General features: G+C 71.0%; 22 protein-coding genes. 13 read left to right on the top strand and 9 right to left on the bottom strand.

From position 1 onward, the window contains the following. Nucleotides 1-7 precede the first annotated feature (7 nt). The 4 genes from pspAB to ACTWNK_RS14005 are packed head-to-tail and all read right to left on the bottom strand — an operon-like array spanning nt 8 to nt 2,574. Nucleotides 8-565: a PspA-associated protein PspAB gene (gene pspAB, locus ACTWNK_RS14020; protein WP_474304368.1), complete on the bottom strand. Its 558-nt coding sequence runs from the start codon at nt 563-565 to the stop codon at nt 8-10. A 28-nt stretch (nt 566-593) separates the two neighbouring features. Beyond that, nucleotides 594-1,451 carry a zinc metalloprotease HtpX gene (gene htpX / locus ACTWNK_RS14015; protein WP_474310911.1) on the bottom strand — a complete coding sequence of 286 codons (858 nt, stop codon included), beginning with the start codon at nt 1,449-1,451 and terminating at the stop codon, nt 594-596. A gap of 44 nt (nt 1,452-1,495) precedes the next feature. Further along, complete coding sequence (gene pspAA, locus ACTWNK_RS14010) at nt 1,496-1,774, bottom strand: PspA-associated protein PspAA (RefSeq protein ID WP_474304367.1); 279 nt, start codon at nt 1,772-1,774, stop codon at nt 1,496-1,498. Then, nucleotides 1,771-2,574 carry a PspA/IM30 family protein gene (locus ACTWNK_RS14005; protein ID WP_474304366.1) on the bottom strand — a complete coding sequence of 268 codons (804 nt, stop codon included), beginning with the start codon at nt 2,572-2,574 and terminating at the stop codon, nt 1,771-1,773. Before ACTWNK_RS14005 ends, pspAA begins: the two co-directional genes overlap by 4 nt. Before the next feature lie 153 nt (nt 2,575-2,727). Between ACTWNK_RS14005 and ACTWNK_RS14000 the strand changes: the two genes are divergently transcribed. Continuing rightward, the gene (locus ACTWNK_RS14000) at nt 2,728-3,312 is read left to right on the top strand and encodes a DUF3043 domain-containing protein (RefSeq protein WP_474304365.1); all 585 of its coding nucleotides are present in this window, start codon (nt 2,728-2,730) and stop codon (nt 3,310-3,312) included. A gap of 96 nt (nt 3,313-3,408) precedes the next feature. Here the strand turns inward: ACTWNK_RS14000 and ACTWNK_RS13995 are convergent, their stop codons facing one another. Next, complete coding sequence (locus tag ACTWNK_RS13995) at nt 3,409-4,386, bottom strand: SMI1/KNR4 family protein (RefSeq protein ID WP_474304364.1); 978 nt, start codon at nt 4,384-4,386, stop codon at nt 3,409-3,411. A 93-nt stretch (nt 4,387-4,479) separates the two neighbouring features. On the opposite strand from ACTWNK_RS13995, the gene ACTWNK_RS13990 reads away from it, so the two are divergent. After that, nucleotides 4,480-5,478, top strand: coding sequence for an aldo/keto reductase family protein (locus ACTWNK_RS13990; protein WP_474304363.1), 999 nt, complete (start codon nt 4,480-4,482; stop codon nt 5,476-5,478). Between the two features lie 71 nt (nt 5,479-5,549). Here ACTWNK_RS13990 and ACTWNK_RS13985 read toward each other — a convergent pair whose 3' ends face one another. Then, a complete protein-coding gene (locus ACTWNK_RS13985) occupies nt 5,550-5,756 on the bottom strand; it encodes a hypothetical protein (protein WP_474304362.1) in 207 nt (68 codons plus the stop codon). Nucleotides 5,757-5,890: 134 nt separating this feature from the next. Between ACTWNK_RS13985 and ACTWNK_RS13980 the strand changes: the two genes are divergently transcribed. From ACTWNK_RS13980 to ACTWNK_RS13970, 3 genes are read left to right on the top strand one after another with little or no spacing between them, the layout of a single operon-like run. Next, a complete protein-coding gene (locus ACTWNK_RS13980; RefSeq protein WP_474304361.1) occupies nt 5,891-6,508 on the top strand; it encodes an SCO2322 family protein in 618 nt (205 codons plus the stop codon). Between the two features lie 31 nt (nt 6,509-6,539). Further along, nucleotides 6,540-7,646 (top strand): bifunctional adenosylcobinamide kinase/adenosylcobinamide-phosphate guanylyltransferase, encoded by a 1,107-nt coding sequence (locus tag ACTWNK_RS13975; protein ID WP_474304360.1) that lies wholly within the window; start codon nt 6,540-6,542, stop codon nt 7,644-7,646. Nucleotides 7,647-7,660: 14 nt separating this feature from the next. Next, nucleotides 7,661-8,395 (top strand): adenosylcobinamide-GDP ribazoletransferase, encoded by a 735-nt coding sequence (locus tag ACTWNK_RS13970; RefSeq protein ID WP_474304359.1) that lies wholly within the window; start codon nt 7,661-7,663, stop codon nt 8,393-8,395. 6 nt (nt 8,396-8,401) lie between these two features. On the opposite strand, the gene ACTWNK_RS13965 is transcribed toward ACTWNK_RS13970, so the two are convergent. Genes ACTWNK_RS13965 through ACTWNK_RS13955 form a run of 3 tightly spaced genes read right to left on the bottom strand, consistent with a single transcriptional unit; the run spans nt 8,402 to nt 10,641 of the window. Continuing rightward, nucleotides 8,402-9,277 carry a lysostaphin resistance A-like protein gene (locus ACTWNK_RS13965; protein ID WP_474304358.1) on the bottom strand — a complete coding sequence of 292 codons (876 nt, stop codon included), beginning with the start codon at nt 9,275-9,277 and terminating at the stop codon, nt 8,402-8,404. Nucleotides 9,278-9,313: 36 nt separating this feature from the next. Next, a complete protein-coding gene (locus ACTWNK_RS13960) occupies nt 9,314-10,297 on the bottom strand; it encodes an SdpI family protein (RefSeq protein WP_474304357.1) in 984 nt (327 codons plus the stop codon). Further along, the gene (locus tag ACTWNK_RS13955) at nt 10,294-10,641 is read right to left on the bottom strand and encodes a GntR family transcriptional regulator (RefSeq protein ID WP_474304356.1); all 348 of its coding nucleotides are present in this window, start codon (nt 10,639-10,641) and stop codon (nt 10,294-10,296) included. Before ACTWNK_RS13955 ends, ACTWNK_RS13960 begins: the two co-directional genes overlap by 4 nt. A 108-nt stretch (nt 10,642-10,749) precedes the next feature. On the opposite strand from ACTWNK_RS13955, the gene ACTWNK_RS13950 reads away from it, so the two are divergent. The 8 genes from ACTWNK_RS13950 to ACTWNK_RS13915 all read left to right on the top strand — a co-directional run bounded on the left by ACTWNK_RS13950 (nt 10,750) and on the right by ACTWNK_RS13915 (nt 20,461). Beyond that, nucleotides 10,750-12,216, top strand: coding sequence for a leucyl aminopeptidase (locus ACTWNK_RS13950; RefSeq protein ID WP_474304355.1), 1,467 nt, complete (start codon nt 10,750-10,752; stop codon nt 12,214-12,216). A 47-nt stretch (nt 12,217-12,263) separates the two neighbouring features. Beyond that, nucleotides 12,264-13,643: a dihydrolipoyl dehydrogenase gene (gene lpdA, locus ACTWNK_RS13945; RefSeq protein ID WP_474304354.1), complete on the top strand. Its 1,380-nt coding sequence runs from the start codon at nt 12,264-12,266 to the stop codon at nt 13,641-13,643. A 36-nt stretch (nt 13,644-13,679) separates the two neighbouring features. Beyond that, nucleotides 13,680-15,146 carry a 2-oxoglutarate dehydrogenase, E2 component, dihydrolipoamide succinyltransferase gene (sucB, locus tag ACTWNK_RS13940; protein ID WP_474304353.1) on the top strand — a complete coding sequence of 489 codons (1,467 nt, stop codon included), beginning with the start codon at nt 13,680-13,682 and terminating at the stop codon, nt 15,144-15,146. 890 nt (nt 15,147-16,036) lie between these two features. Further along, nucleotides 16,037-16,579: an MOSC domain-containing protein gene (locus ACTWNK_RS13935; protein WP_474310910.1), complete on the top strand. Its 543-nt coding sequence runs from the start codon at nt 16,037-16,039 to the stop codon at nt 16,577-16,579. Between the two features lie 296 nt (nt 16,580-16,875). Beyond that, entirely contained in the window at nt 16,876-17,775 is a 900-nt protein-coding gene (locus ACTWNK_RS13930; RefSeq protein ID WP_474304352.1) for a TIGR01777 family oxidoreductase, read from the top strand. A 37-nt stretch (nt 17,776-17,812) separates the two neighbouring features. Further along, on the top strand, nt 17,813-18,550 hold the full coding sequence (locus ACTWNK_RS13925) for a Type 1 glutamine amidotransferase-like domain-containing protein (RefSeq protein ID WP_474304351.1): 738 nt from the start codon (nt 17,813-17,815) through the stop codon (nt 18,548-18,550). A 23-nt stretch (nt 18,551-18,573) separates the two neighbouring features. Continuing rightward, entirely contained in the window at nt 18,574-19,242 is a 669-nt protein-coding gene (gene lipB / locus ACTWNK_RS13920; protein WP_474304350.1) for a lipoyl(octanoyl) transferase LipB, read from the top strand. A 256-nt stretch (nt 19,243-19,498) separates the two neighbouring features. Further along, entirely contained in the window at nt 19,499-20,461 is a 963-nt protein-coding gene (locus ACTWNK_RS13915) for a M48 family metalloprotease (RefSeq protein WP_474304349.1), read from the top strand. Nucleotides 20,462-20,464 lie beyond the last annotated feature (3 nt).

The following is a 20,464-nucleotide window of genomic DNA, read 5'->3' as shown; positions in this document are numbered from 1 at the left end:
GCCCTGATCAGAGCCCCGGAGCGCCCCAGACGGGGAACCAGCGGCCAAGGTCTGCCTCCACCTTCAGCTCTCCCGCGAGCGCGGCGCGGGCCTGCAGTTCGAGGGAGTTGTCGCGCCGCTGGCCGGCCAGGGGCGCGAACGGATAGAAGGTGCCGCGTTTGTAGAGATAGACCACGGCCAGCCTGCGGCCTTCGGCGTCGGCGAAGGAGACGAGCGAGCACAGCAGGGAGGGGCCGAACCCGGCGCCCTCCAGCGAGGAGTTCACCGCGTGCAGCTCGGTCACCAGGTCGCTGAGCGCCGAAGGGTCTCGCCGTACCAGGAGCCAGGTGTAGCCGTAGGCGTCGTCCGACTTCTCCACCCGCTCGCCGAGCAGCGCCGTCACGTCGCGCTCCAGTGTCGCGAAGGCGCCGCCTTCGGCCGCCCTGAAGCACACCGAGCCGAGGCCGGTCGGCTCGAAGCCGGTGGCCGCCTGCAGCGTCACGGCGGCCGACGGCAGGGCGAACAGCGCGTCGAGGTCCGGCTGGGCCGGTTTGCTCCGGCCGAGCAGCGAGTCGAGCCAGCCCATCAGGTCCCTTCCGTGTCGTCTGTCCGGCTCACGCGCCCCTGCCCAGCTCGCCGGAGATACGGGCCAGCTGTTCCAGGCGCTTGTCCAGGGGCGGGTGGGTGGCCAGCAGGGTGGCCAGGCTCTGGCCGGGTGAGAGCGCGGGCGCGAAGTAGAAGGCGTTGAACGGCGCCGCCTCGCGCAGGTCGCGCGTCGGGATGCGGGCCATGTCGCCGCTGACCTTGGTCAGGGCGCTGGCCAGTGCCGACGGCTTCTGGGTGAGCAGGGCTCCGGCCCGGTCTGCGGCCAGCTCGCGATAGCGCGACAGCGCCCTGGTCAGCAGGAAGCTCACCGCGTAGACCAGGATCGAGACCAGCATGATGATCAGCCCGACGGGCACTCCGCCCTTGTCGTCACGGCTGCGGCCCAGGCCGCTGTAGAGGGCGAACCTCGTCATCAGCCCGGCCACGATGCCCAGGAACGACGCGATCGTCATGACCGCGACGTCGCGGTGGGCGACGTGCGAGAGCTCGTGCGACAGCACGCCTTCCAGCTCTTCGGGTTCGAGGCGGCGCAGCAGGCCCGTGGTGACGCAGACCACGGCGTTGCGCTGGTTGCGCCCGGTGGCGAACGCGTTGGGAACATCTGAGTCCGCGATCGCCACCCGGGGCTTCGGCATGTCGGCCAAGGCACACAACCGGTCGATCAGCCCGTGCAACTCGGGCGCCTGTTCCGGTGTGACCTCCCTGCCGTGCATCGCGAACAGTGCGATGCGGTCGGAGAAGAAGTACTGCACGAACAGCATGCCGCCTGCCAGCAGCAGCACGAGGATCGCGCGCACGCCCAGGGCGATGAGCACGGCGACGAACGCGACGTACAGCAGGCCGAGCAGGAACATCGTCACGACCATGCGCCTGGTCAGCCCGCGGTCCGCCGCGAACCGGGTGCTCACGGCTACCCCGGGATGAGGCCTTGGTCGCCCAGCATCTCCCGGACCTCCTCGATCGAGGCGTCCGCGGGGGGAAGGATCAGCTCGGACGGCTCAAGAGCCTCATCCGGTAGTGCGGTGCCTACGTGACGCACCTTGTCGAGCAGGGCGTGCAGGCTGGTCCTGAACGCGCTCTCGTCGTCGGCGGCGATGGCGGCCTCGAGCTCGCCGTCCAGGTCGTTGAGCACCTTGATGTCGGACTCGGCGACCTGGACCTGGCCCTCGCCCATGATCCTGACGATCATGCGCCCTCCCCAGGCTGACGGTACTGCTGGGTCTGCGGCTGCGGAGCGGGCTGGGCCTGCTGCTGCTGGCCGGCCTCGATCGCGCTCTTGGGCGCCGGGGCCTGGCCGAGCTCGGCCTTCATCCTGGCCAGCTCCAGCTCGACGTCCGTGCCGCCGCCCATGCGGTCGAGCTCGGCCTGGATGTCGTCGCCGCGGGTGCCGGTGAAGTCGTCGAGCGCGCCGCTGGCGAGCAGCTCGTCGATGGCTCCGGCGCGGGCCTGCATCTGCGCGGTCTTGTCCTCGGCACGCTGGATGGCGAGGCCGACGTCGCCCATCTCCTCGGAGATGCCGGAGAACGCCTCGTTGATCCGCGTCTGCGCCTCGGCGGCGGTGTAGGTCGCCTTGATCGTCTCCTTCTTCGTACGGAAGGAGTCGACCTTGGCCTGCAGCCGCTGGGAAGCCGTGGTCAGCTTCTCCTCTTCGGCCTGCAGGTTGTCGTGCTGGATGCGCAGGTCGGCGATCTGGGTCTGCAGACCGGCACGACGGCTCAGCGCCTCGCGCGCCAGGTCCTCACGCCCGACCGACAGCGCCTTGCGCCCCTGGTCCTCATATCGGGTGGACTGCGCGTCAAGCTGGTTGATCTGCAGCTCCACACGCTTGCGCGACGTGGCGACGTCGGCCACGCCCCTGCGTACCTTCTGCAGCAGCTCAAGTTGCCGCTGGTAGGAGTAGTCAAGGGTTTCGCGCGGATCCTCCATCTTGTCCAGGGCCTTGTTGGCCTTGGACTTGAAGATCATCGACAGTCTCTTCATCACGCTCATGCGCGTCGGCCGTCCCCTTCTTAGGTTGTGCTAGTGGCTCACCCAGTGCAGCGCAGCCGCCTGTGATTACCCTACGCATAACGCACGGGGGCGTCACTAAGTTGCACGCCAGGTAGGCTGGGCGACGTGTTGCGACGCCGTTCCCAAACCTCCGTGGACGACACCCCCGTCCCCGCTGACGATCCTAAGCCCCAGGGCAAGGGTCGTCCCACTCCCAAGCGCCGGGACGCCGAGAGGCACCGCCGCCAGCCGGTCACCGCGCCCGGCAACCGTAAAGAGGCCGCGGCAGCGCTGCGCGCCAGACAGACGGCCGAGCGCGCCAAGGCCCGCGAGGGCATGCTCCGCGGCGACGAGCGCTACCTTCCCGCGCGTGACCGAGGGCCGGTGCGCAAGTTCGCCCGCGACTGGGTCGACTCGCGCAGGGTGGTGAGTCAGTACTTCCTGCCCTTCTCTTTGGTCATCCTTTTGCTGACGTGGATTCCGTTTCCGCCGAACATCCGGAGTTATGTCTACTTCGGGGTGATCAGCATCGGTTGGCCGGTGATGATGGTGGGTGTGCTGTTCACCTCGATCTGGGTGTCGTGGAAGGTGAAGAAGCTCGCGGCCGAGAAGTTCCCGAACGAGTCCATGAAGGGCATCGGCTTCTACGCCGCCATGCGCGCTCTGCAGATCCGCAAGCTGCGTTTCCCGCCGCCGCAGTTCCTGCCGGGCGGTAAGCCCGCCCCGGTGAAGAAGTAGCCGGTACGAGCAGCCCCTGCACCCGGGTGGATCCCGGCCCACGCGTATGACATCGCGCGCGATCTCCACCCGGTGCCGGGCCGCCGTCCCCCGCGCCTAGCGCCAGACGAGCAGCCCCGCCCTGACGACCGGCCGGTAGGCCTCCCCGCGCAGTGCGCCGCCCGTGCGCAGCGCCGTGGCGACATCCTTGAGCAGGGCGTAGTACGAAGGCCACTGGGTCGCGACGACCGGCCCTCCGGCGAACAGCCCGACGCCGCCCGTCGCCGGGTCGAGCACGTGTCCCGTGCCTCCGGGGCCCATCGCGGCGGCGACCGACAGCGGGATCAGGCCGTCGCCGCCCGCCCCGAGACGGCAGCGCTCGCGCCACACGTCCCTGAGCGCGCGCACCGGCAACTGCTCGCCCGCGCCGAACGTCAGGCCGCCGTTGTGGCGCAGCAGCGAGGCGCGCAGGTCGTCGGGCAGGCGCAGTCCCGTCTGCGCCTCGGCGATCGCGATCGTCCTGGCCCTGGCGGGCCCCGCGAGCGAGGCGTAGGTCCTGGGCGCGTTGCGCCGCAGCCACCGCTCCACGAAACGCCACTGCCGCGCGACCGCCCGCCGTACCCGGGGGTCGATCGGCCGGATCTCCAGGGCCGTGCCCTCCGGCGCGCAGGCGGTGACGACGGCCGCGACGGGGAGCGGCTGCCGGGTGCTCACCGGCGTCGGCGTGGGTGCGGGCGTGGACATCGCGCAGGGGATGTCGCTCCAGACCTCCAGCAGGCTCCCGTACGGCAGGTCGCAGCCGGGCGGCGCGGGATCCCCCTGACGTGCGGCCCCGTCCACCATCGCCTGCGAGGCGAACAGCGCCGCCGCCACCACGACGGCGCCGAGCCCCCACGGCACCAGCCGCCGTCCCGGTACGCCGGTGGGCGGCTCGTCCGGATAGCCGAGCACCGGCTCGCGCAGGCCGCGCTGCCGCATCGACAGCGGGACCACGCGTACCTGCCGCCCGCTCCTGCGCCGCAGGCGTACGGCGAGCGCCACGACGACCGCACCGGTCAGCGCCGTGCGCACTCCCTTACCGATCAACCGGAACACGCCGGGCACCCTATCCCAACACACCGCAAAACCCCGGCCGAACCAGGGACCTGCGGCCTGGGGCACCTCGCTCCCACCATTAGGGTCGAACTCATGGAATTTCGTCACCTCGGCCGCAGCGGTCTCCTGGTCAGTGAGATCAGCTATGGCAACTGGATCACCCACGGCTCCCAGGTTGAGGAGGACGCCGCCAACGCGTGCGTGAAGGCGGCCCTCGACGAAGGCATCACGACATTCGACACCGCGGACGTCTACGCGGCCACCCGCGCCGAGGAGGTGCTCGGCCGTGCGCTCAAGGGCGTGCGGCGCGAGTCGCTGGAGATCTTCACCAAGGTCTACTGGCCGACCGGCCCCGGGCAGAACGACCGCGGCCTGTCGCGCAAGCACATCACCGAATCCATCCACGGCTCGCTGCGCCGCCTGCAGACCGACTACGTCGACCTGTACCAGGCGCACCGCTTCGACTACTCCACCCCGCTCGAGGAGACCCTCAAGACGTTCGACGACCTGGTACGCCAGGGCAAGGTCCTGTATGTCGGCGTCAGCGAGTGGAACGCCGAGCAGATCGCCAGGGCGCTGGAGATCGCCGATCAGATGGGGTTCGACCGGCTGGTGTCCAACCAGCCGCAGTACTCCATGCTGTGGCGCGTCATCGAGGCCGAGGTCGTACCGCTCAGCGAGAAGGAGGGCCTGGGCCAGGTCGTCTGGTCGCCGATCGCGCAGGGCGTGCTCACCGGCAAGTACCTGCCGGGACAGCCCCCGCCCGCCGGATCGCGCGCCACCGACCCCACGGGTGGCGGCTTCATCCAGCGCATGCTGACCGACGACGTGCTCACCCGCGTCCAGGAGCTCAAGCCGATCGCCGCCGACCTCGGCCTGACGATGGCGCAGCTGGCCGTCGCCTGGGTGCTGCAGAACCCGAACGTCTCCAGCGCGATCGTCGGCGCCACCAGGCCCGAGCAGGTCCGTGACAACGTCAAGGCGGCGGGCGTCAAGCTGGAGGCCGAGGTGCTGCAGCGGATCGACGCCGTGCTCGGCGATGTCGTCGAGCGCGACCCGGCCAAGACCTTCAGCCCGGAAAAGCGCCCCTAATCCCAGACCGCCCCGGCGCCGAAAACCCCCTGCGTCTCTCTTTTCACAGAGAAACGCAGGGGTTTTTTCATTCACTCGGAACGCAGTGACATTCCCGCGTATTCGACCCGGTCCTCCTCAAGGAGAGCCACCTGTTCAACTCCGGATTCCAGCAGCTCACGCCAGTTCTCACCGAGCCAGGACTCGGCGTCGGCCTGGCTCGGGAAAACCTCGCGCGGCAATGGGCGATCCGTTACCTCACCACCATTTGCATTTTCATAACGCCATCGCCATGTCATGCCATACGCTCCTTTTCGCGGGTTCGCCGGCGCACCCTCCGACGGCAAAGGAACCCTATCCCGAGCATGCGCATGGAGGTCGATCGATGCTGCCCAGATTTCGGCGTGCCCTCACCGCCTCTCTCATCGTCGTGATGTTTGTTTCCACACCCGCCTCGGCCGACCCCTCGAACGCGCCCGGCGGTGCGCTTCCCGGCGCGGCCGAGCCCGGCGCGCCCCGGCTGTGGAGCCACTGGCAGAGCGACGGCACCGCCTGGCTGGCCGCTCCCGCCCATACCCCGCAGGACGGCGCCGTGATCGGCTGGCGCTTCTCCGCCTCGCCCGACGGCGCGGCCACCGATCCGCCGGGCGGCGAGGTGCCGTCGTTCGAGCAGATCTGCGGGCGGCAGGCCTCGGCGTCCGGGCACAAGCGGGTCGCGGTCGCCGTCGACTTCGGCGACGCAGAGAGCGACGCCTACGAGGGCGAGCAGCCGCCCGCCGCCGTCACCAGGTGCGCCGTCGGCGCCGAGGCCGCGACGGGCCCGCAGCTGCTGGCCGCCGTCGCCAAGGCCCGCGTCAGCGCCGAAGGCATGGTGGTCGCGGTCAACGACTATCCCGCCAGGGAGAAGGGCGGGGCCGAGGTCGCACCCGCCGCCTCGCCCGCCGCCGAGGACGCCGGGCTGCCGGTCGGCTGGATCGCCGGTGGCGTGGGCGCCCTGCTCCTGCTCGTCGCGGGCGCCGTCCTGGCCACCCGCCGCCGCGCCCGCGCCTGAGCCCTTCGGGGGCGCCCCATAGGCTTGCGCGGTGAAGGTCAGGTTCGAGGGAACCGCCGCCGCGAGCGGCTGGCCCGCCCCGGGATGTGAGTGCGTGTCGTGCGCCCGGGCTCCGCGCGAGCACCGGCTGCCCACCAGCGTCGTGATCGAGCAGGGCGACGGGGCACGGATGCTGCGCGTCGGGCCGGGCGACACGGCCGAGGACGAGTGGGACGACGCGTCGCAGGTGCTGCGCGTCCGGCCGGAGAGCACGGCCGAGGACGAGCGGGACGACGCGTCGCAGGTGCTGCGCGTCCGGCCGGAGAGCACGGCCGAGGACGAGCGGGACGACGCGTCGCAGGTGCTACGCGTCGGGCCGGAGAGCACGGCCGAGGACGAGCGGGACGGCGGTGGATACGCGCTGGTCGTCGTGGATGTGCTCGGCGATCCCGCGCGGCTCGGTGCGCTGCGGCGGGCCGGGGTCGCCGGGCCGGACACGCATGTCGTGGCCGTCGACCTCGATCACAGGGTCGGGTCGGCGGCCGAGCTGCGGCGGCGGGCCCGCTTCTGGCGGGTGCACGTCCTGCCGGACGGGGCCACGCTCGACACCGCCACGCCCGTCCCGCCCCCTGGCCTGCCTCGCCGTACGTTGCTGCTCGGCGGGTCCAGGTCGGGCAAGTCGGCCGAGGCCGAGCTCAGGCTGGCCGCCGAGCCGTACGTCACGTATGTGGCGACCGGGCGCACCGGCGAGGGCGATCCGGAGTGGCGGGCCAGGGTCGAGGCGCATCGCGGCAGGCGGCCCGCGCACTGGGAGACGGTGGAGAGCACCGATCTGGCGGGTGTGCTCGGCCGGGCGCGCACACCACTGCTCGTCGACGGGCTCGGCACCTGGGTGACGGCCGTGTTCGACGCCTGCGGCGCGTGGGAGCGGCCCGAACGCAGGGACGCGGTCGAGGCGCGCTGCGAGGAGCTCGTGGCCGCCTGGCGCTCGGTGCGGCAGCCGGTCGTCGCGGTGTCGGACGAGGTCGGGCTCGGCGTCGTGCCCGCCACGGCGAGCGGCAGGGCCTTCCGCGACGTGCTCGGGCGGTTGAACCAGCGCCTGGCCGCCGAGTCCGAGCAGGTCGCGCTCGTGGTCGCCGGGCGGGTGACGGAGCTGTGAGGGCGCCGGGCGCTGTGCTGATCGACGGGGCGCGGCTCGCCGTCGGCACGTTGACCGTCTTTCCCGTACGGGTGGAGCGCGTCGACCGGGAGACGGCGGGCGCGGCGATGGCGCTGGCGCCCGCGGTCGGGCTCGTACTGGGGGCGGTGGCCGCGGTGGCGATGGCGGCGCCGCTGTCGCCGTTGCTGGGCGCGGCGCTGGCGCTCGGGATCGTGGCCGTGCTGACCAGAGGGCTGCATCTGGACGGCCTGGCCGACCTGGCCGACGGGCTGGGCAGCGGCAGGCCTCGGGCCGAGGCGCTGGACATCATGCGCAAGTCCGACATCGGGCCGTTCGGCGTCGTGACGCTGGTGTTCACCCTGCTCGTGCAGGCTGCGGCGCTCGCCGAGACCGCCTCGCCGTTCGCCCTGCTCACCGGTTGTGTGAGCGGGCGGCTGGCCCTGGTGTGGGCCTGCCGTGCCGGGGTGCCCGCCGCCAGGCCGGGCGGGCTCGGCGCGATGGTCGCCGGCACGGTACGGCTGCGCGAGGCGGTCGTGGTGAGCGTCGTGGTGGTCGTGGGGATCGGCCTGGCGGGGCTGGTGGCGGGGCGGCCCGCCTACGTGCTGGCCCCCCTGGCTGCGATCGGCGTGGCGCTGCTCGTGCTGCGTCACGCCGTACGCAGGCTGGGGGGTGTCACGGGGGACGTGCTCGGCGCGCTGGTGGAGAGCGGTGTGACGGCCGCGCTGGTGGTGTGCGCGCTGGTCGGCTGAGGGCGCTCAGCCGGGTGTGCGCGCCGGGGTGAGGGTGAAGGCGAGTGCGCCGACGACGGCCAGCAGGAGCCAGCCGACCAGACCGCTGAGCCCGGCGAACACCAGGTTGGGCGGATCGGCCGCCGAGCCCGTCAGCAGGATGAGCCCGGCGAAGGAGTTCAGCGCGCCGTGCCCGACGACGGCGGGCCACACACTGCCCGTGACCAGCCTGACCCAGCTCAGCAGGACGCCGAACAGGACGGTGAAGCCGACCATGTACAGCGCGGCCCAGGGGCCGAGCGCCGGGTAGTTGTAGCCCAGCAGGGTGAGCGGCGCGTGCCACAGGCCCCAGATCACGCCGGAGGCCAGCAGCGCCTTCGGCACGCCGAGGTCGGCGACGAGCCTGGGCAGCAGCCAGCCGCGCCACCCCCACTCCTCGCCGAACGCCGCCAGCGACGAGATCGCCACCCCGACCGTCAGCGCCGAGCCCATCTGCACGGCGATCATCGCCTCGGGCGCGAGCGGCGCCTGCGGATAGAGCGTGCGCAGCAGGCTGAACCCCGACAGGTCCAGTGTGAGCACACCGAACAACGCGCTGAGCGCGACCGCCAGCACCACCAGCACCGCCGGGCCGAACCACGACAGCGCGAGCACGCCGAACGTACGCCGCCTGCGCGGCCCCAGCGTCAGGCCGGTAGCGGCGACGAGTTCGGCGCGCGGCGTGCGGTCGTGCCGCCACACCGCCAGGACGCCGAGCGCCGGTGTGTACATGACCGCGACGGCGATCAGCGAGAACCACGGGGAGGCGAGGCCGTCACCGAGCCAGAGCGGCAACGCCACCAGCCAGGCCGCGCCGAAGGCGACACCGAGGAACACGGCGTAGTCGCTGCGCCGTGGGGTCATGAGGCGCTCCTGTTCATCGCATTCTCCGTACGGGGGTCACGGGTGCACGCGCTCGGCGAGCAGGGCGTTGACGAGTGCGGCGCCCTTGCGTGCGTCGTCGACGCTGATGGCGAACTCGCCGCCCGAGGCGTAACGCAGGACCAGGCAGTCGCCGGCGCGCAGCATGAGCGTCCAGTGGCCCGGCCGGCCGCGCAGGCCCCAGCCGCCGACCTGGGCGGGCTGACGGTGCTCGACGGTCGCCGACGCGATCCTCGACAGGGCGACGAACCGGCCCGGACGCCCGAACGGCCCGAAGCCCACGTGCACGCCGTCGGCGGTGACGCCGACCCTGACGCTCGCCGTACCGAGGCCGAGCAGCAGGACGGGCACCGCGGTCACCAGGCCGATCCACAGGGCGGCGTCCTGGACGACGCCGAACGCCTCCAGCGCGGCCAGCACGAGCAGCGCGCCGAACCCGATCCAGGCCAGGGCCACCAGCCAGGCGTTGCTGGTCCTGCTCACCCACACCGCGCGCTGCCCGGCGCGCAGGCGCATGGTGGGCAGGTCGCCCGCCGCGTGGTCCGGCGTCACGGGGTCGGGGCCGCCCCTGCCGAGGAACCCGGCCAGCAGGCCCCCGCCGATCGTCAGGCCGAGCACGCCCACGACGTCCCAGCCCGGGGAGTGGGCCTGGCGCCAGTCGGTGACGTCGAGGTTGGCCAGATAGATGGACAGCTGCATGCCGAGCACCAGCAGTCCGGCCCCGAACAGCGAACCCCACCAATACCCACGGCCGAGCCGCCTGGCCAGCACCCGGCCGTCCAGCGCCATGACCATCAGCACCAGCCACGGCACCAGCCAGAACGCCAGTGCGAAGAGCAGATTGGCGGTGGGCGACATGGAGCCGTCCGGCTCGGCGCGCCAGTGGGTCGCCATGGGATCGGGCAGCCGGTCGCCGAAGACGCGTGGCGCGGCGAGGAGGGCGGCGGTGACGGCCGCTCCCCAGATCACGCCTGTGGTGAGCGCGATGCCCTTCACTTTCATGGCAACTCCTTCAGGATCTCGATGAGGTCGTCACGGCGGTAGCCGTACCTGTTGGCCTCTTCCAGCAGTTCGCGTGCCCGCTGCACGAGCAGCGCCCGGCCGTCCGGCTGGGTCGCGACGCTCACGCCCCTGCCTCTGCGGAACTCCAGCAGGCCCTCGTCGCGCAGGTCGCGCAGGGCGCGCAGGACGGTGTTGGCGTTGATGCCGAGCACGTCGGCCAGATCACGGGCCGGTGGCAGGCGATCGCCTTGGGCGTAATGGCCCTCGCCGATGGCCCGCCTGATCGCCCCTGCCACCTGCTCGTGCAGGGGACGGGGGTCGTTGAGGTCGAGTGTGAGCAACATGGTGCTATTAACACTAGCACCAATCGGCGGGAATGACCGCCCTCCGACTATTGGTAGGATGAACCCCTGTTTATGCATACCTAGAAGTCGTGGATAGCATCGGTTTACGTGACCACTGTGCGGCTGAACTCAGCAGACCCCGTCTCTTTCGACACCGACGCGCTGGTCGTCGGCATCCACAACGGCCCTGACGGCCTCCGCCCCGCACCGGGGGCCGAGGGACTCGACACGGCTCTCGGCGGCAAGCTCGCCGCCACGCTGCAGGCGCTCGGCTTCACCGGCAAGCCCGGTGAGCTCGCCAAGATCCCGACCTTCGGCGCGACGAGCGCTCCGCTGCTGGTCGCCGTCGGCCTCGGCGCCGACGCCGACCTCGAAGCCCTGCGCCGCGCCGCCGGCACCGCCGTGCGCTCCCTCGACGGCACCGGCCGCGTCGCGCTGGCCCTGCCCGCCGCGAGCGCCGACGAGGCCCAGGCCGTGGCGCTCGGCGCCCTGCTCGGCGCCTACGGCTTCGCCAAGTACCGCACCAACGGGCAGCGCCCCTCACCCGTCGCCGACCTCACCGTGCTGTCGGCGGCCGACGGCTCGCTGGAGCGCGCCTCCGTCCTGGCCGAGGCCGTCACGCTGGTCCGCGACCTGGTCAACACCGCGCCGATGGAGCTCTACCCGGCCAAATTCGCCGAACTCGCCGAGCAGGCCGCCCTGGCCGCCGGCGTCACGGTCGAGGTGCTCGACGAGAAGCAGCTCAAGGAGGGCGGCTACGGCGGCATCGTGGGCGTCGGCCAGGGCTCGGCCAATCCGCCCCGCCTCGTCCGCCTCGTCCACACCCACCCCGGCGCCACCAAGTCGCTGGCGTTCGTGGGCAAGGGCATCACGTTCGACTCGGGCGGCCTGTCGCTCAAGCCGGCCGCGGCCATGGACTGGATGAAGTCCGACATGGGCGGCGCCGCAGCCGTGTTCGCCGCCGTCGTCGCGGTCGCCAAGCTGGGCCTCGCGGTCAACGTCACCGGCTACCTCTGCCTGGCCGAGAACCTGCCGAGCGGCACCGCGACCCGCCCCTCCGACATTCTCACCAGCTACAGCGGCAAGACCGTCGAGGTGCTCGACACCGACGCCGAAGGCCGCCTGGTCCTCATGGACGGCATCGCACGCGCCGCCGAGGACTCCCCCGACCTCATCGTCGACGTCGCCACGCTGACCGGCGCCCAGATCGTCGCACTCGGCTGGCGCACCTCCGGCGTCATGGCCAACGACGACGCCGTGCGCGAACTCGTCGTCGAGGTCGCCGGCGAGCAGGGCGAATCCGCCTGGGGCATGCCGCTTCCCGAAGAACTGCGCAAGGGACTCGACTCGGCCGTCGCCGACATCGCCAACCTCAATCCCGAGCGCTGGGGAGCCATGCTCGCCGCGGGCATCTTCCTCAAGGAATTCGTGCCCGAAGGCCAGGCCTGGGCCCACATCGACATGGCCGGCCCCTCCTTCAACAAGGGCGAGGCCTACGGCTACACGCCCAAGGGCGGCACCGGCGCGGCCACGCGCACGCTCATCGGACTCGCCGAGCGGCACGCAAGCGCCTGAAACAAGTGAAAAGATGACGGCATCTCAATCCGACAAGGAGCTTTCCTGTGGCTGAAGGCAGCGGCCCCTATGACATCGTCGTCCTGGGTGGCGGCAGCGGCGGCTACGCCTGCGCCCTGCGGGCGTCAGAGCTTGGCAAGAGTGTTCTGCTGATCGAGAAGGACAAGATCGGCGGCACCTGCCTGCACCGCGGCTGCATCCCCACCAAGGCCCTCCTGCACTCGGCCGAGGTGGCCGACGAGACGCGGGAGAGCGAGACGTTCGGCGTCAAGGCCAGGTTCGAGGGCATCGACGTGCCCGCCGTGCACGCGTTCAAGGACAAGATCATCACCCGCGCCTGGAAGGGCGTCCAGGGCCTGCTCAAGAGTGCGGGCGTGACGGTCGTCGAAGGCGCCGGTCACGTGGTCGGCCCCACCAGCGTCCGCGTCGGCGACGACGTCTACGAGGGCCGCAACCTCGTCCTGGCGACCGGCTCGGCCCCCAGGTCGCTCCCCGGCCTGGAGATCGACGGCGAGCGCATCATCACCAGCGAGCACGTGCTGACGATGGACCGCATCCCGAGCTCGGTCGTCGTGCTCGGCGGCGGCGTCATCGGCGTCGAGCTGGCCAGCGTCTACCGCTCGTTCGGCGCCGAGGTCACCATCGTCGAGGGCCTGCCGCACCTGCTCCCGCTGGAGGAGGAGTCGAGCTCCAAGCTGCTGGAGCGCGCCTTCCGCCGCCGCGGCATCAAGTACGAGCTCGGCGTCTTCTTCGAGAGCGTCAAGACCACCGACACCGGTGTCGTCGTCACGCTGGCCAGCGGCAAGACCCTCGACGCCGAGCTCCTGCTCGTCGCCGTCGGCCGCGGCGCCGTCTCGCAGGGCATGGGCTTCGAGGAGGCGGGCATCGCCATCGAGCGCGGCACCGTGACCGTCGACGAGCACTGCCGTACCAGCGTCCCCGGCGTCTACGCCATCGGCGACCTCATCCCGACGCTGCAGCTCGCGCACGCGGGCTTCGCCGAAGGCATCCTGGTGGCCGAGCACATCGCGGGGCTGAACCCGCCGCCGATCGACTACGACGGCGTGCCCCGCATCACCTACTCCGACCCCGAGGTCGCCTCGGTCGGCATCACCTCGGCGCAGGCGGCCGAGCGTGGCATCGAGATCGTCGAGCAGGTCTACGACCTCGCGGGCAACCCCAAGAGCCAGATCCTCGGCACCGCGGGCGCCGTGAAGGTACTCGCCAAGAAGGACGGCCCCGTCGTCGGCGTGCACATGGTCGGGCGCCGCATCGGTGAACTGGTGACGGAGGGGCAGCTCATCTACAACTGGGAAGCCCTTCCCTCCGAGGTCGCCCAGCTCATCCACGCACATCCCACACAGTCCGAGGCCGTGGGCGAGGCGATGCTGGCGCTGTCCGGCAAGCCGCTTCACGTCCACAACTAGTCGGCCCTCGAATTCACGAACGCGAGAGAAGAAACGATGCCGGTCTCCGTACAGATGCCCCAGCTCGGCGAGAGCGTGACCGAGGGCACGGTAACCCGTTGGCTGAAGAAGGAAGGCGAGCGCGTCGAAGCCGACGAGCCGCTCCTCGAAGTGTCGACCGACAAGGTCGACACCGAGATCCCGTCGCCTTCGGCGGGCATCCTCACCAAGATCGTCGTGGCTGAGGACGAGACCGTCGAGGTCGGCGCCGAGCTCGCCGTCATCGACGAGAACGGCGTCGCGGGCGCTCCCGCCGCCGAGCAGGCCGCTCCCGAGCCGGAGCCCGAGCCCGAGCCGGCGCCCGCTCCCGCTTCGTCGATCCCGCAGCCCGCCCCGGCCCAGGCCGCCGCGCCGGCTCCGGCTCCGGCCGCGACTCCCGAGCCCGCTCAGGCGCCCGCGCCCGTGCAGGCTCAGGCTCCGGCGTCGCCGATCGCGACGACGCCCGCCAGCGCTCCGGCTCCGCTGCCCTCCAGCGGTGACAGCCCCTACGTCACGCCGCTGGTGCGCAAGCTGGCCAACGAGCACGGCGTCGACCTGGAGGCCCTGACCGGCACCGGCGTCGGCGGCCGTATCCGCAAGCAGGACGTGCTGGAGGCCGCCAAGGCGCAGCGCGAGCAGGCCGCTCCGGCTCCGGCCCCCGCTCCCGCCGCCGCCCAGGCAGCCCCCGCCGCGACGGCGCCCGCCGCCGCTGCCCAGCCCGCTCCCGCCGCGGCGCCCGAGGCCGTCGCCGTCGACACCACGCTGCGTGGCCGCACCGAGAAGATGTCGCGCCTGCGGCAGACCATCGCCAAGCGCATGGTCGAGTCGCTGCAGACCGCGGCCCAGCTCACCTCGGTCGTCGAGGTCGACGTCACCAAGATCGCCAGGCTCCGCGAGGCGGCCAAGGCCGACTTCCAGCGCCGCGAGGGCGTCAAGCTGTCGTTCATGCCGTTCTTCGAGCTGGCGGCCGTCGAGGCGCTCAAGCAGCACCCGAAGCTCAACGCCACGATCAACAACGAGACCAACGAGGTCACGTACTTCGACGTCGAGCACCTCGGCATCGCAGTCGACACCGAGCGCGGCCTGCTCGTCGCCGTCATCAAGGACGCCGGCGACCTCAACCTGGCCGGCCTCGCCCGCAAGACGGCCGACCTGGCCGAGCGCACCCGCACCAACAAGGTCTCGCCCGACGAGATCACCGGCGGCACCTTCACGCTGACCAACACCGGCAGCCGCGGCGCCCTGTTCGACACCCCCATCCTGAACCAGCCCCAGGTCGGCATGCTCGGCACCGGCGCGGTTGTCAAGCGTCCCGTCGTGCTGGACACGCCGGACGGGGAGGTCATCGCGGTCCGGTCGATGGTGTACCTGGCGCTGACCTACGACCACCGCCTGGTGGACGGCGCCGACGCCGCCCGCTTCCTGACGACGATCAAGCGTCGCCTGGAGGAGGGTCGCTTCGAGGCGCAGCTGGGGTTGGCGTAGGGGCTGGCTGGTTGTTCGTCTGTTCGTTTGGTTGTTCGTCTGGGGTGGGGGCTTGTTGCTGAGGGGGCTCTGGTGGGAGTGAGCTTCTGAGGGGACGGGCTTTCCGCCTTGGGCGGTGCTTGGGGCTGCGCCTTGTGTGGGTGGGTGTGGTCTTGGGTGCTGTTGCTTTTGCCGCGTTCTGTTGGGGCTTGGGGCTCTGGCAGGGCGCGGCTGTTTTTGTGTGGGGGTGGGGGTGGGGGTGGGGGTGGGGGTGGGTGGGAGTGTTTGACGGGCTGGCGGCTCTGCGGGCTCTGCGGCTCGATATTCTGGCAGCCTGGCAGCCCGGCAGTTCAGCGGCTTGTCAGATTTGCCGCTTGGCTGATTGGCAGGCCGACGGCTCGATGGTTCGACGGCCCGGCAGGCCCGGCGGCTTGCCAGATTGGCTGATGGCAGTTCAACGGCCCGGCAGTTCAGCGGCTTGCCAGATTGGCTGATGGCAGTTCAACGGCCCGGCAGTTCAGCGGCTTGCCAGATTGGCCGATCGACTGATTGGCAGGCCGATAGCCCGGCGGTTCGGTGGCCCGGTGGCTTGCCAGATTGGCGATTGGTGATTGGCAGTCCGACGGCAGGCCCGGCGGCTCGGCGGCTCTTCTTGGCTGATGCCCTTTGGCACTTCTTGGGGCCCTCGCTCTTGTGGCTCTTGCCCCAAGGCCTACTGCTTCCCTCCCCTACGGCAAGCCCACTCCCGCTCCCCCGTGATCACACCTTCCCTCCCCCGGTCGACGCCCCTCGTGCGCGCCCAGCACCCGCCGTTACGTCGCCCGTACCCCCACCAACCCACCCCCTAGGCTGAAGAAGCACAGCCGATGCCATAGACCCCCAAACGCGGCCAGGAGGACGAAGTGGATGAAGTGAATGGTGTGGTCAGTTCGGTCAGTCGGAGTGGCGTGCATGGGTTCAGCAAGGCGGTTGAGGAGGTCATCGTGTTGCGGGCCGGGTGGGGGGTCGAGGGGGATGCGCATGGCGGGGTGACGGTGAAGCATCGGTCGCGGGTGGCGCAGGATCCTTCGCAGCCCAATCTGCGGCAGGTTCATCTCATACCGGGTGAGTTGCATGACGAGTTGGCGGCTGTGGGGCATGTCGTCGGGCCGGGTGAGCTCGGGGAGAACGTCACGACGCGGGGGTTGGACCTGCTCGCTCTGCCCACCGGGTCGTTGTTGCACATGGGCGACGAGGCCGTCGTGGAGGTGACGGGGTTGCGCAATCCGTGTGTGCAGATCGAGGCGTTTCAGGAGGGGCTGCTCAAGCAGGTCGTCGGACGGGACGAGGCCGGGCAGGTCGTACGGAAGGCCGGGGTGATGGGCGTGGTGCTCAACGGCGGGGAAGTACGCGCCGGCGATGCGATTCGCGTCACCGTCGCACCGGAACCGCACCAGCCTCTCGAACGCGTCTGAGCGCGCCCAGCAGACATGCCAACAAGGGCGATAAGCGTGGCAGGTGTCACCCACACAGCGCCGCGTTAGCCACCGTGCCGCATAACCCACAGCCCCCTGCAACCCACAGCACCGCTGTGCCCACAGCGCCGCATAACCCACAGCACCCCGCAACCCACAGCGCCGCGTTGCCCACAGCGCTGCCCCCCATGCAAGCCAGGCGAGGCGCCCAAACCGCGCCACCCCACAACACCCACCGCCCAACCACACCCCTGCCCTCCCCCTCCCCCGCCCCGCGCAGGCATACAGTGGAGTACATGGCGATCATCGTGACGGGCGCGTCGGGGCTGTTGGGGAGTGCGCTGGTCAAGGCGTTGCGGGGTGGTGGGGAGCGGGTGGTGACGCTGGTCAGGCGTCGGCCGGAGGGGGAGGACGAGGCGGCGTGGGATCCCGCCGAAGGGCGGTTGGATCCGGGGGTGCTGGAAGGGGCCGAGGCGGTCGTGCATCTGGCGGGGGCCTCGGTCGGGGGGAAGCGGTGGGACGAGGGGTACAAGAGGGTGCTGCTGGCGAGCAGGGTGGACAGTACGCGGACGCTGGTGAGGGCGTTGGGTGAGGTGGAGCGGGGGCCGGAGGTGTTCGTCTCGGCATCGGCTGTGGGGTTTTATGGGGATACGGGGGACGTGGTGGTGGATGAGGACGGGAGGCGTGGGGAGGGGTTTCTGGCGGAGTTGTGTGAGCGGTGGGAGGGGGAGGCTCGGCGTGCGGCGGAGGTCCGGCCGGGGATGCGCACGGCGCAGTTGCGTACGGGGCTGGTGCTGAGCGGGGACGGCGGGGCGCTGGGGCCGATTCTGCCGATCTTCAAGGTGGGGCTGGGCGCGCCGCTGGGGTCGGGGCGGCAGTACTGGTCGTGGATCTCCATCGACGACTGGGTCCAGGCCGCCGTACATGTCGTGAAAAATCAGGAACTTGACGGGCCTGTCAACCTGGTAGGCCCTCATCCTGTGACAAATGCGGAATTTACGCGACATCTCGGAAAGGCGCTTCACCGCCCGACCATGCCGCTCGCCGTACCCGGGTTCGCCCTGAAGCTGGGCCTCGGGGAGTTCGCCGACGAAGGGCTGCTCATCGGGCAGCGGGTGGCGCCGAAGAAGCTGGTGGACAGCGGTTGCAGGTTCCTGCATACGGACCTCGACGCCGCTTTGGCCGCCGTACTCTAGTGTGCCGTTCGTCCGCCACAACGTGGGAGATAAGCATATGACCAGGACAGGACAGTCACACATCCTCGCCATCGGAGGCGGTTCCTTCCGGGCCACCGACCGTCATGGATTCATCGAGGCGAGCCCCCTGCTCCGCTACGGACTTGACCTCACCGGTCAGGACCGGCCGAAGCTGGGACTGCTCGCGACCGCGACGGGTGACGACGCCGACTGGCTGCTGAAGATGTATGGCGCGTTTCGCGAGTGGGATGTCGAGCTGAGCCATTTGACGGTGTTCCCGATGCCCAATGTCGAAGATCCGATGGCCTGGATGCTGGAGCAGGACATGATCTATGTCAGCGGTGGCAGCGTGGCGAACCTGGCCGTGCTGTGGCGGCTGCACGGGCTCGACGACGCGTTCAGGCAGGCCTGGCAGTCGGGCGTGGTGCTCGCGGGGCAGAGCGCGGGCGCGTTGTGCTGGCACGTGGGCGGCAACACCGACTCCTTCGGGCCTGATCTGCAGGTGTGGGCCGACGGGCTCGGTCTGCTGCCCTACGGCTGCGGGGTGCACTACAACTCCGATCCGCAGCGCAGGCAGCTGTTGCAGGCCTCGGTGGCGAGCGGCGAGCTGCCCGACTCCTATGCGGCCGACGAGGGCGTGGGGTTGCACTATGTGGGCACCGAGTTCATCCAGGCCGTGAGCGTCGATCCCTCCGGATATGCCTACAAGGTCGAACATGACGGGACCGACGGCGTGAAGGAGTTCCGGATCGACCCGAGGCTGCTTACTTCGTGACAAGGGTCAACTACTCTTAAAGCGTGAGCAGGCTGGCGATCGTGCGTCTTGGCGTTGATGTCCCCTACGAACAGGCGTGGGCTCTTCAGCGGCGGGTGCACGCCAAGCGTGTCGCCGGTGACCTCGACGACGTCTGCCTCCTGCTGGAGCACGCCCCGGTCTACACCGCGGGCCGCCGCACCGCCCCGCACGAACGTCCGGCCGACGGCACGCCCGTCATCGACGTCGACCGAGGCGGGCGCATCACCTGGCACGGCCCCGGCCAGCTCGTCGCCTACCCGATCTTCCGGGTCGGCGACGTCGCCGCATATGTCCGGGCGCTGGAGGAGGCGATGATCCAGATCTGCGCCGACTTCGGCGTCGCGGTCGGGCGCATCGCCGGGCGCAGCGGGGTGTGGATCCCGGGCGACCCCTCGGCCGGCGTCCCGGACCGCTCGCTCGGCGCGGTCGGCCTGCGCGTGGCCGGAGGCGTCGCCATGCACGGCCTCGCCCTCAACTGCGCCAACGACCCGCGCTGGTTCGAGCGGATCATCCCGTGCGGCATCGGCGACGCCGTCATCACCTCGCTGTCGGCCGAGAGCGGTCGCAGGATCGTCGTCGACGAGGTCCTGCCCTATGCGGAGAAGCGCCTGGCCGAAGCTCTGGAGGCCGAGGGCTACGACCTGCACGAGGAAGACCTGATGCGCCGCTGACCAGACCTCACCGGCGCCCCGGACCTGACACGCGGCCGTCCCAGGCGTCGGCCGGCGCCCCGAACCTGGTGCGCCGCTGACCCGGCCGTCCGCTGATGGCCCAGACCCGATACGCCGCCACCCCGGGCATCCGCCGGCGCCCCGGACCTCATGCGCCACCGCCCCAGGCGTCCGCCGGTGACCCGGACCTCATGCGCCGCCGACCCGGGCGCCCGCCGGTGACCCGATCGCGACACACCCTGCCTACGCTCGGAGGGTGACCAAGCTCGCAGCCCTGGTGATGGCGTTGGCCGTGCACGCGCTCACCCTGGCCTTCCCCGTGCTGGGCCTCTGGACGATCTATGTGAATGCGCAGTTCGCCGTCGCGTATGTCGTCGGCGGCGTGTTCATCGCCATCGGCGTCCTGCTCAGGCCCAGGGCGCGGCGGCTGCCGAAGGACGCGGAGGTGCTCTCACGGCAGGAGGCTCCCGCCCTGTACGGCGTGGCGGAGCGGGCGGTGCGGGCGGCGGGGCTGGCCGAGCCGGTCGAGGTGGCGCTGCGGGATCTGCAGGCGACGTCGTCCTATCTCCGGGTCGGCGTGCGGCGCAGGCCGGTGCTGGTGGTGGGGCTGCCGATGTGGCTGGCGGCGACGCCCGGTCAGCGGGTCGCCCTGCTCGGCCAGGCGTGCGCGCGCAGCGAGGAGGACGTCGGCGTGATCGTCGAGGGCGCGCTGTCGACGCTCGCGGCCTGGCGTGACGCCTTGCTGGGCAGCGCCCCGCTGTCGGCACGCGAGGACGCCAACCAGGCGATCATCGCCTCGTCCGGCTATGTCGGCGCCACCGACATGGTCGGCGAGGTCGCGGGCTCGCTCGGCCGTACGGTCGGCAGGCTGATCGGCTGGCCGGTCCTGCTGGCCGAGCACGCCCTGCGCGCACTGAGCGGCGCCGGCCGTACGGTGTCGGACCGGGCGCTCAGGGTCGGTACGGCAGGCGACCTCGGTGAGCTGGACGCGTGGGAGGCGACGGGCCGCTACCTGGCGCCGATGCAGGCGGCCGTGCTGCGCGGGGAGAGCGTCGAGGAGATCAGGCGTGCGGCGCTCGACCGGGCCCGGTCGGCGGTGCTGTCGTCGGAGCTGCTCGGCGCGGCGGAATCTGCGAGGATCGACGACGAGCTGCATCGGCATTACGCGCGGGCCGTCCGAGGGTTCGGATTGATCTCGGGGCAGGCACGGGTGCCGTGAGGC

The sequence above is a fragment of the Nonomuraea sp. IBHARD001 genome (assembly GCF_056106265.1).
Note: the sequence above shows the minus strand (reverse complement) of the source record. Positions and strands in the feature narration are given on the sequence as shown.

What these genes read in the sequence shown, in the direction of transcription:
- pspAB (WP_474304368.1), bottom strand. Translation starts at nt 565, where the DNA reads ATGGGCTGGCTCGACTCGCTGCTCGGCCGGAGCAAACCGGCCCAGCCG.
- htpX (WP_474310911.1), bottom strand. Translation starts at nt 1,451, where the DNA reads ATGGTCGTGACGATGTTCCTGCTCGGCCTGCTGTACGTCGCGTTCGTC.
- pspAA (WP_474304367.1), bottom strand. Translation starts at nt 1,774, where the DNA reads ATGATCGTCAGGATCATGGGCGAGGGCCAGGTCCAGGTCGCCGAGTCC.
- ACTWNK_RS14005 (WP_474304366.1), bottom strand. Translation starts at nt 2,574, where the DNA reads ATGAGCGTGATGAAGAGACTGTCGATGATCTTCAAGTCCAAGGCCAAC.
- ACTWNK_RS13990 (WP_474304363.1), top strand. Translation starts at nt 4,480, where the DNA reads ATGGAATTTCGTCACCTCGGCCGCAGCGGTCTCCTGGTCAGTGAGATC.
- ACTWNK_RS13985 (WP_474304362.1), bottom strand. Translation starts at nt 5,756, where the DNA reads ATGACATGGCGATGGCGTTATGAAAATGCAAATGGTGGTGAGGTAACG.
- ACTWNK_RS13980 (WP_474304361.1), top strand. Translation starts at nt 5,891, where the DNA reads ATGTTTGTTTCCACACCCGCCTCGGCCGACCCCTCGAACGCGCCCGGC.
- ACTWNK_RS13965 (WP_474304358.1), bottom strand. Translation starts at nt 9,277, where the DNA reads ATGACCCCACGGCGCAGCGACTACGCCGTGTTCCTCGGTGTCGCCTTC.
- ACTWNK_RS13960 (WP_474304357.1), bottom strand. Translation starts at nt 10,297, where the DNA reads ATGAAAGTGAAGGGCATCGCGCTCACCACAGGCGTGATCTGGGGAGCG.
- ACTWNK_RS13955 (WP_474304356.1), bottom strand. Translation starts at nt 10,641, where the DNA reads ATGTTGCTCACACTCGACCTCAACGACCCCCGTCCCCTGCACGAGCAG.
- sucB (WP_474304353.1), top strand. Translation starts at nt 13,680, where the DNA reads ATGCCGGTCTCCGTACAGATGCCCCAGCTCGGCGAGAGCGTGACCGAG.
- ACTWNK_RS13930 (WP_474304352.1), top strand. Translation starts at nt 16,876, where the DNA reads ATGGCGATCATCGTGACGGGCGCGTCGGGGCTGTTGGGGAGTGCGCTG.
- ACTWNK_RS13925 (WP_474304351.1), top strand. Translation starts at nt 17,813, where the DNA reads ATGACCAGGACAGGACAGTCACACATCCTCGCCATCGGAGGCGGTTCC.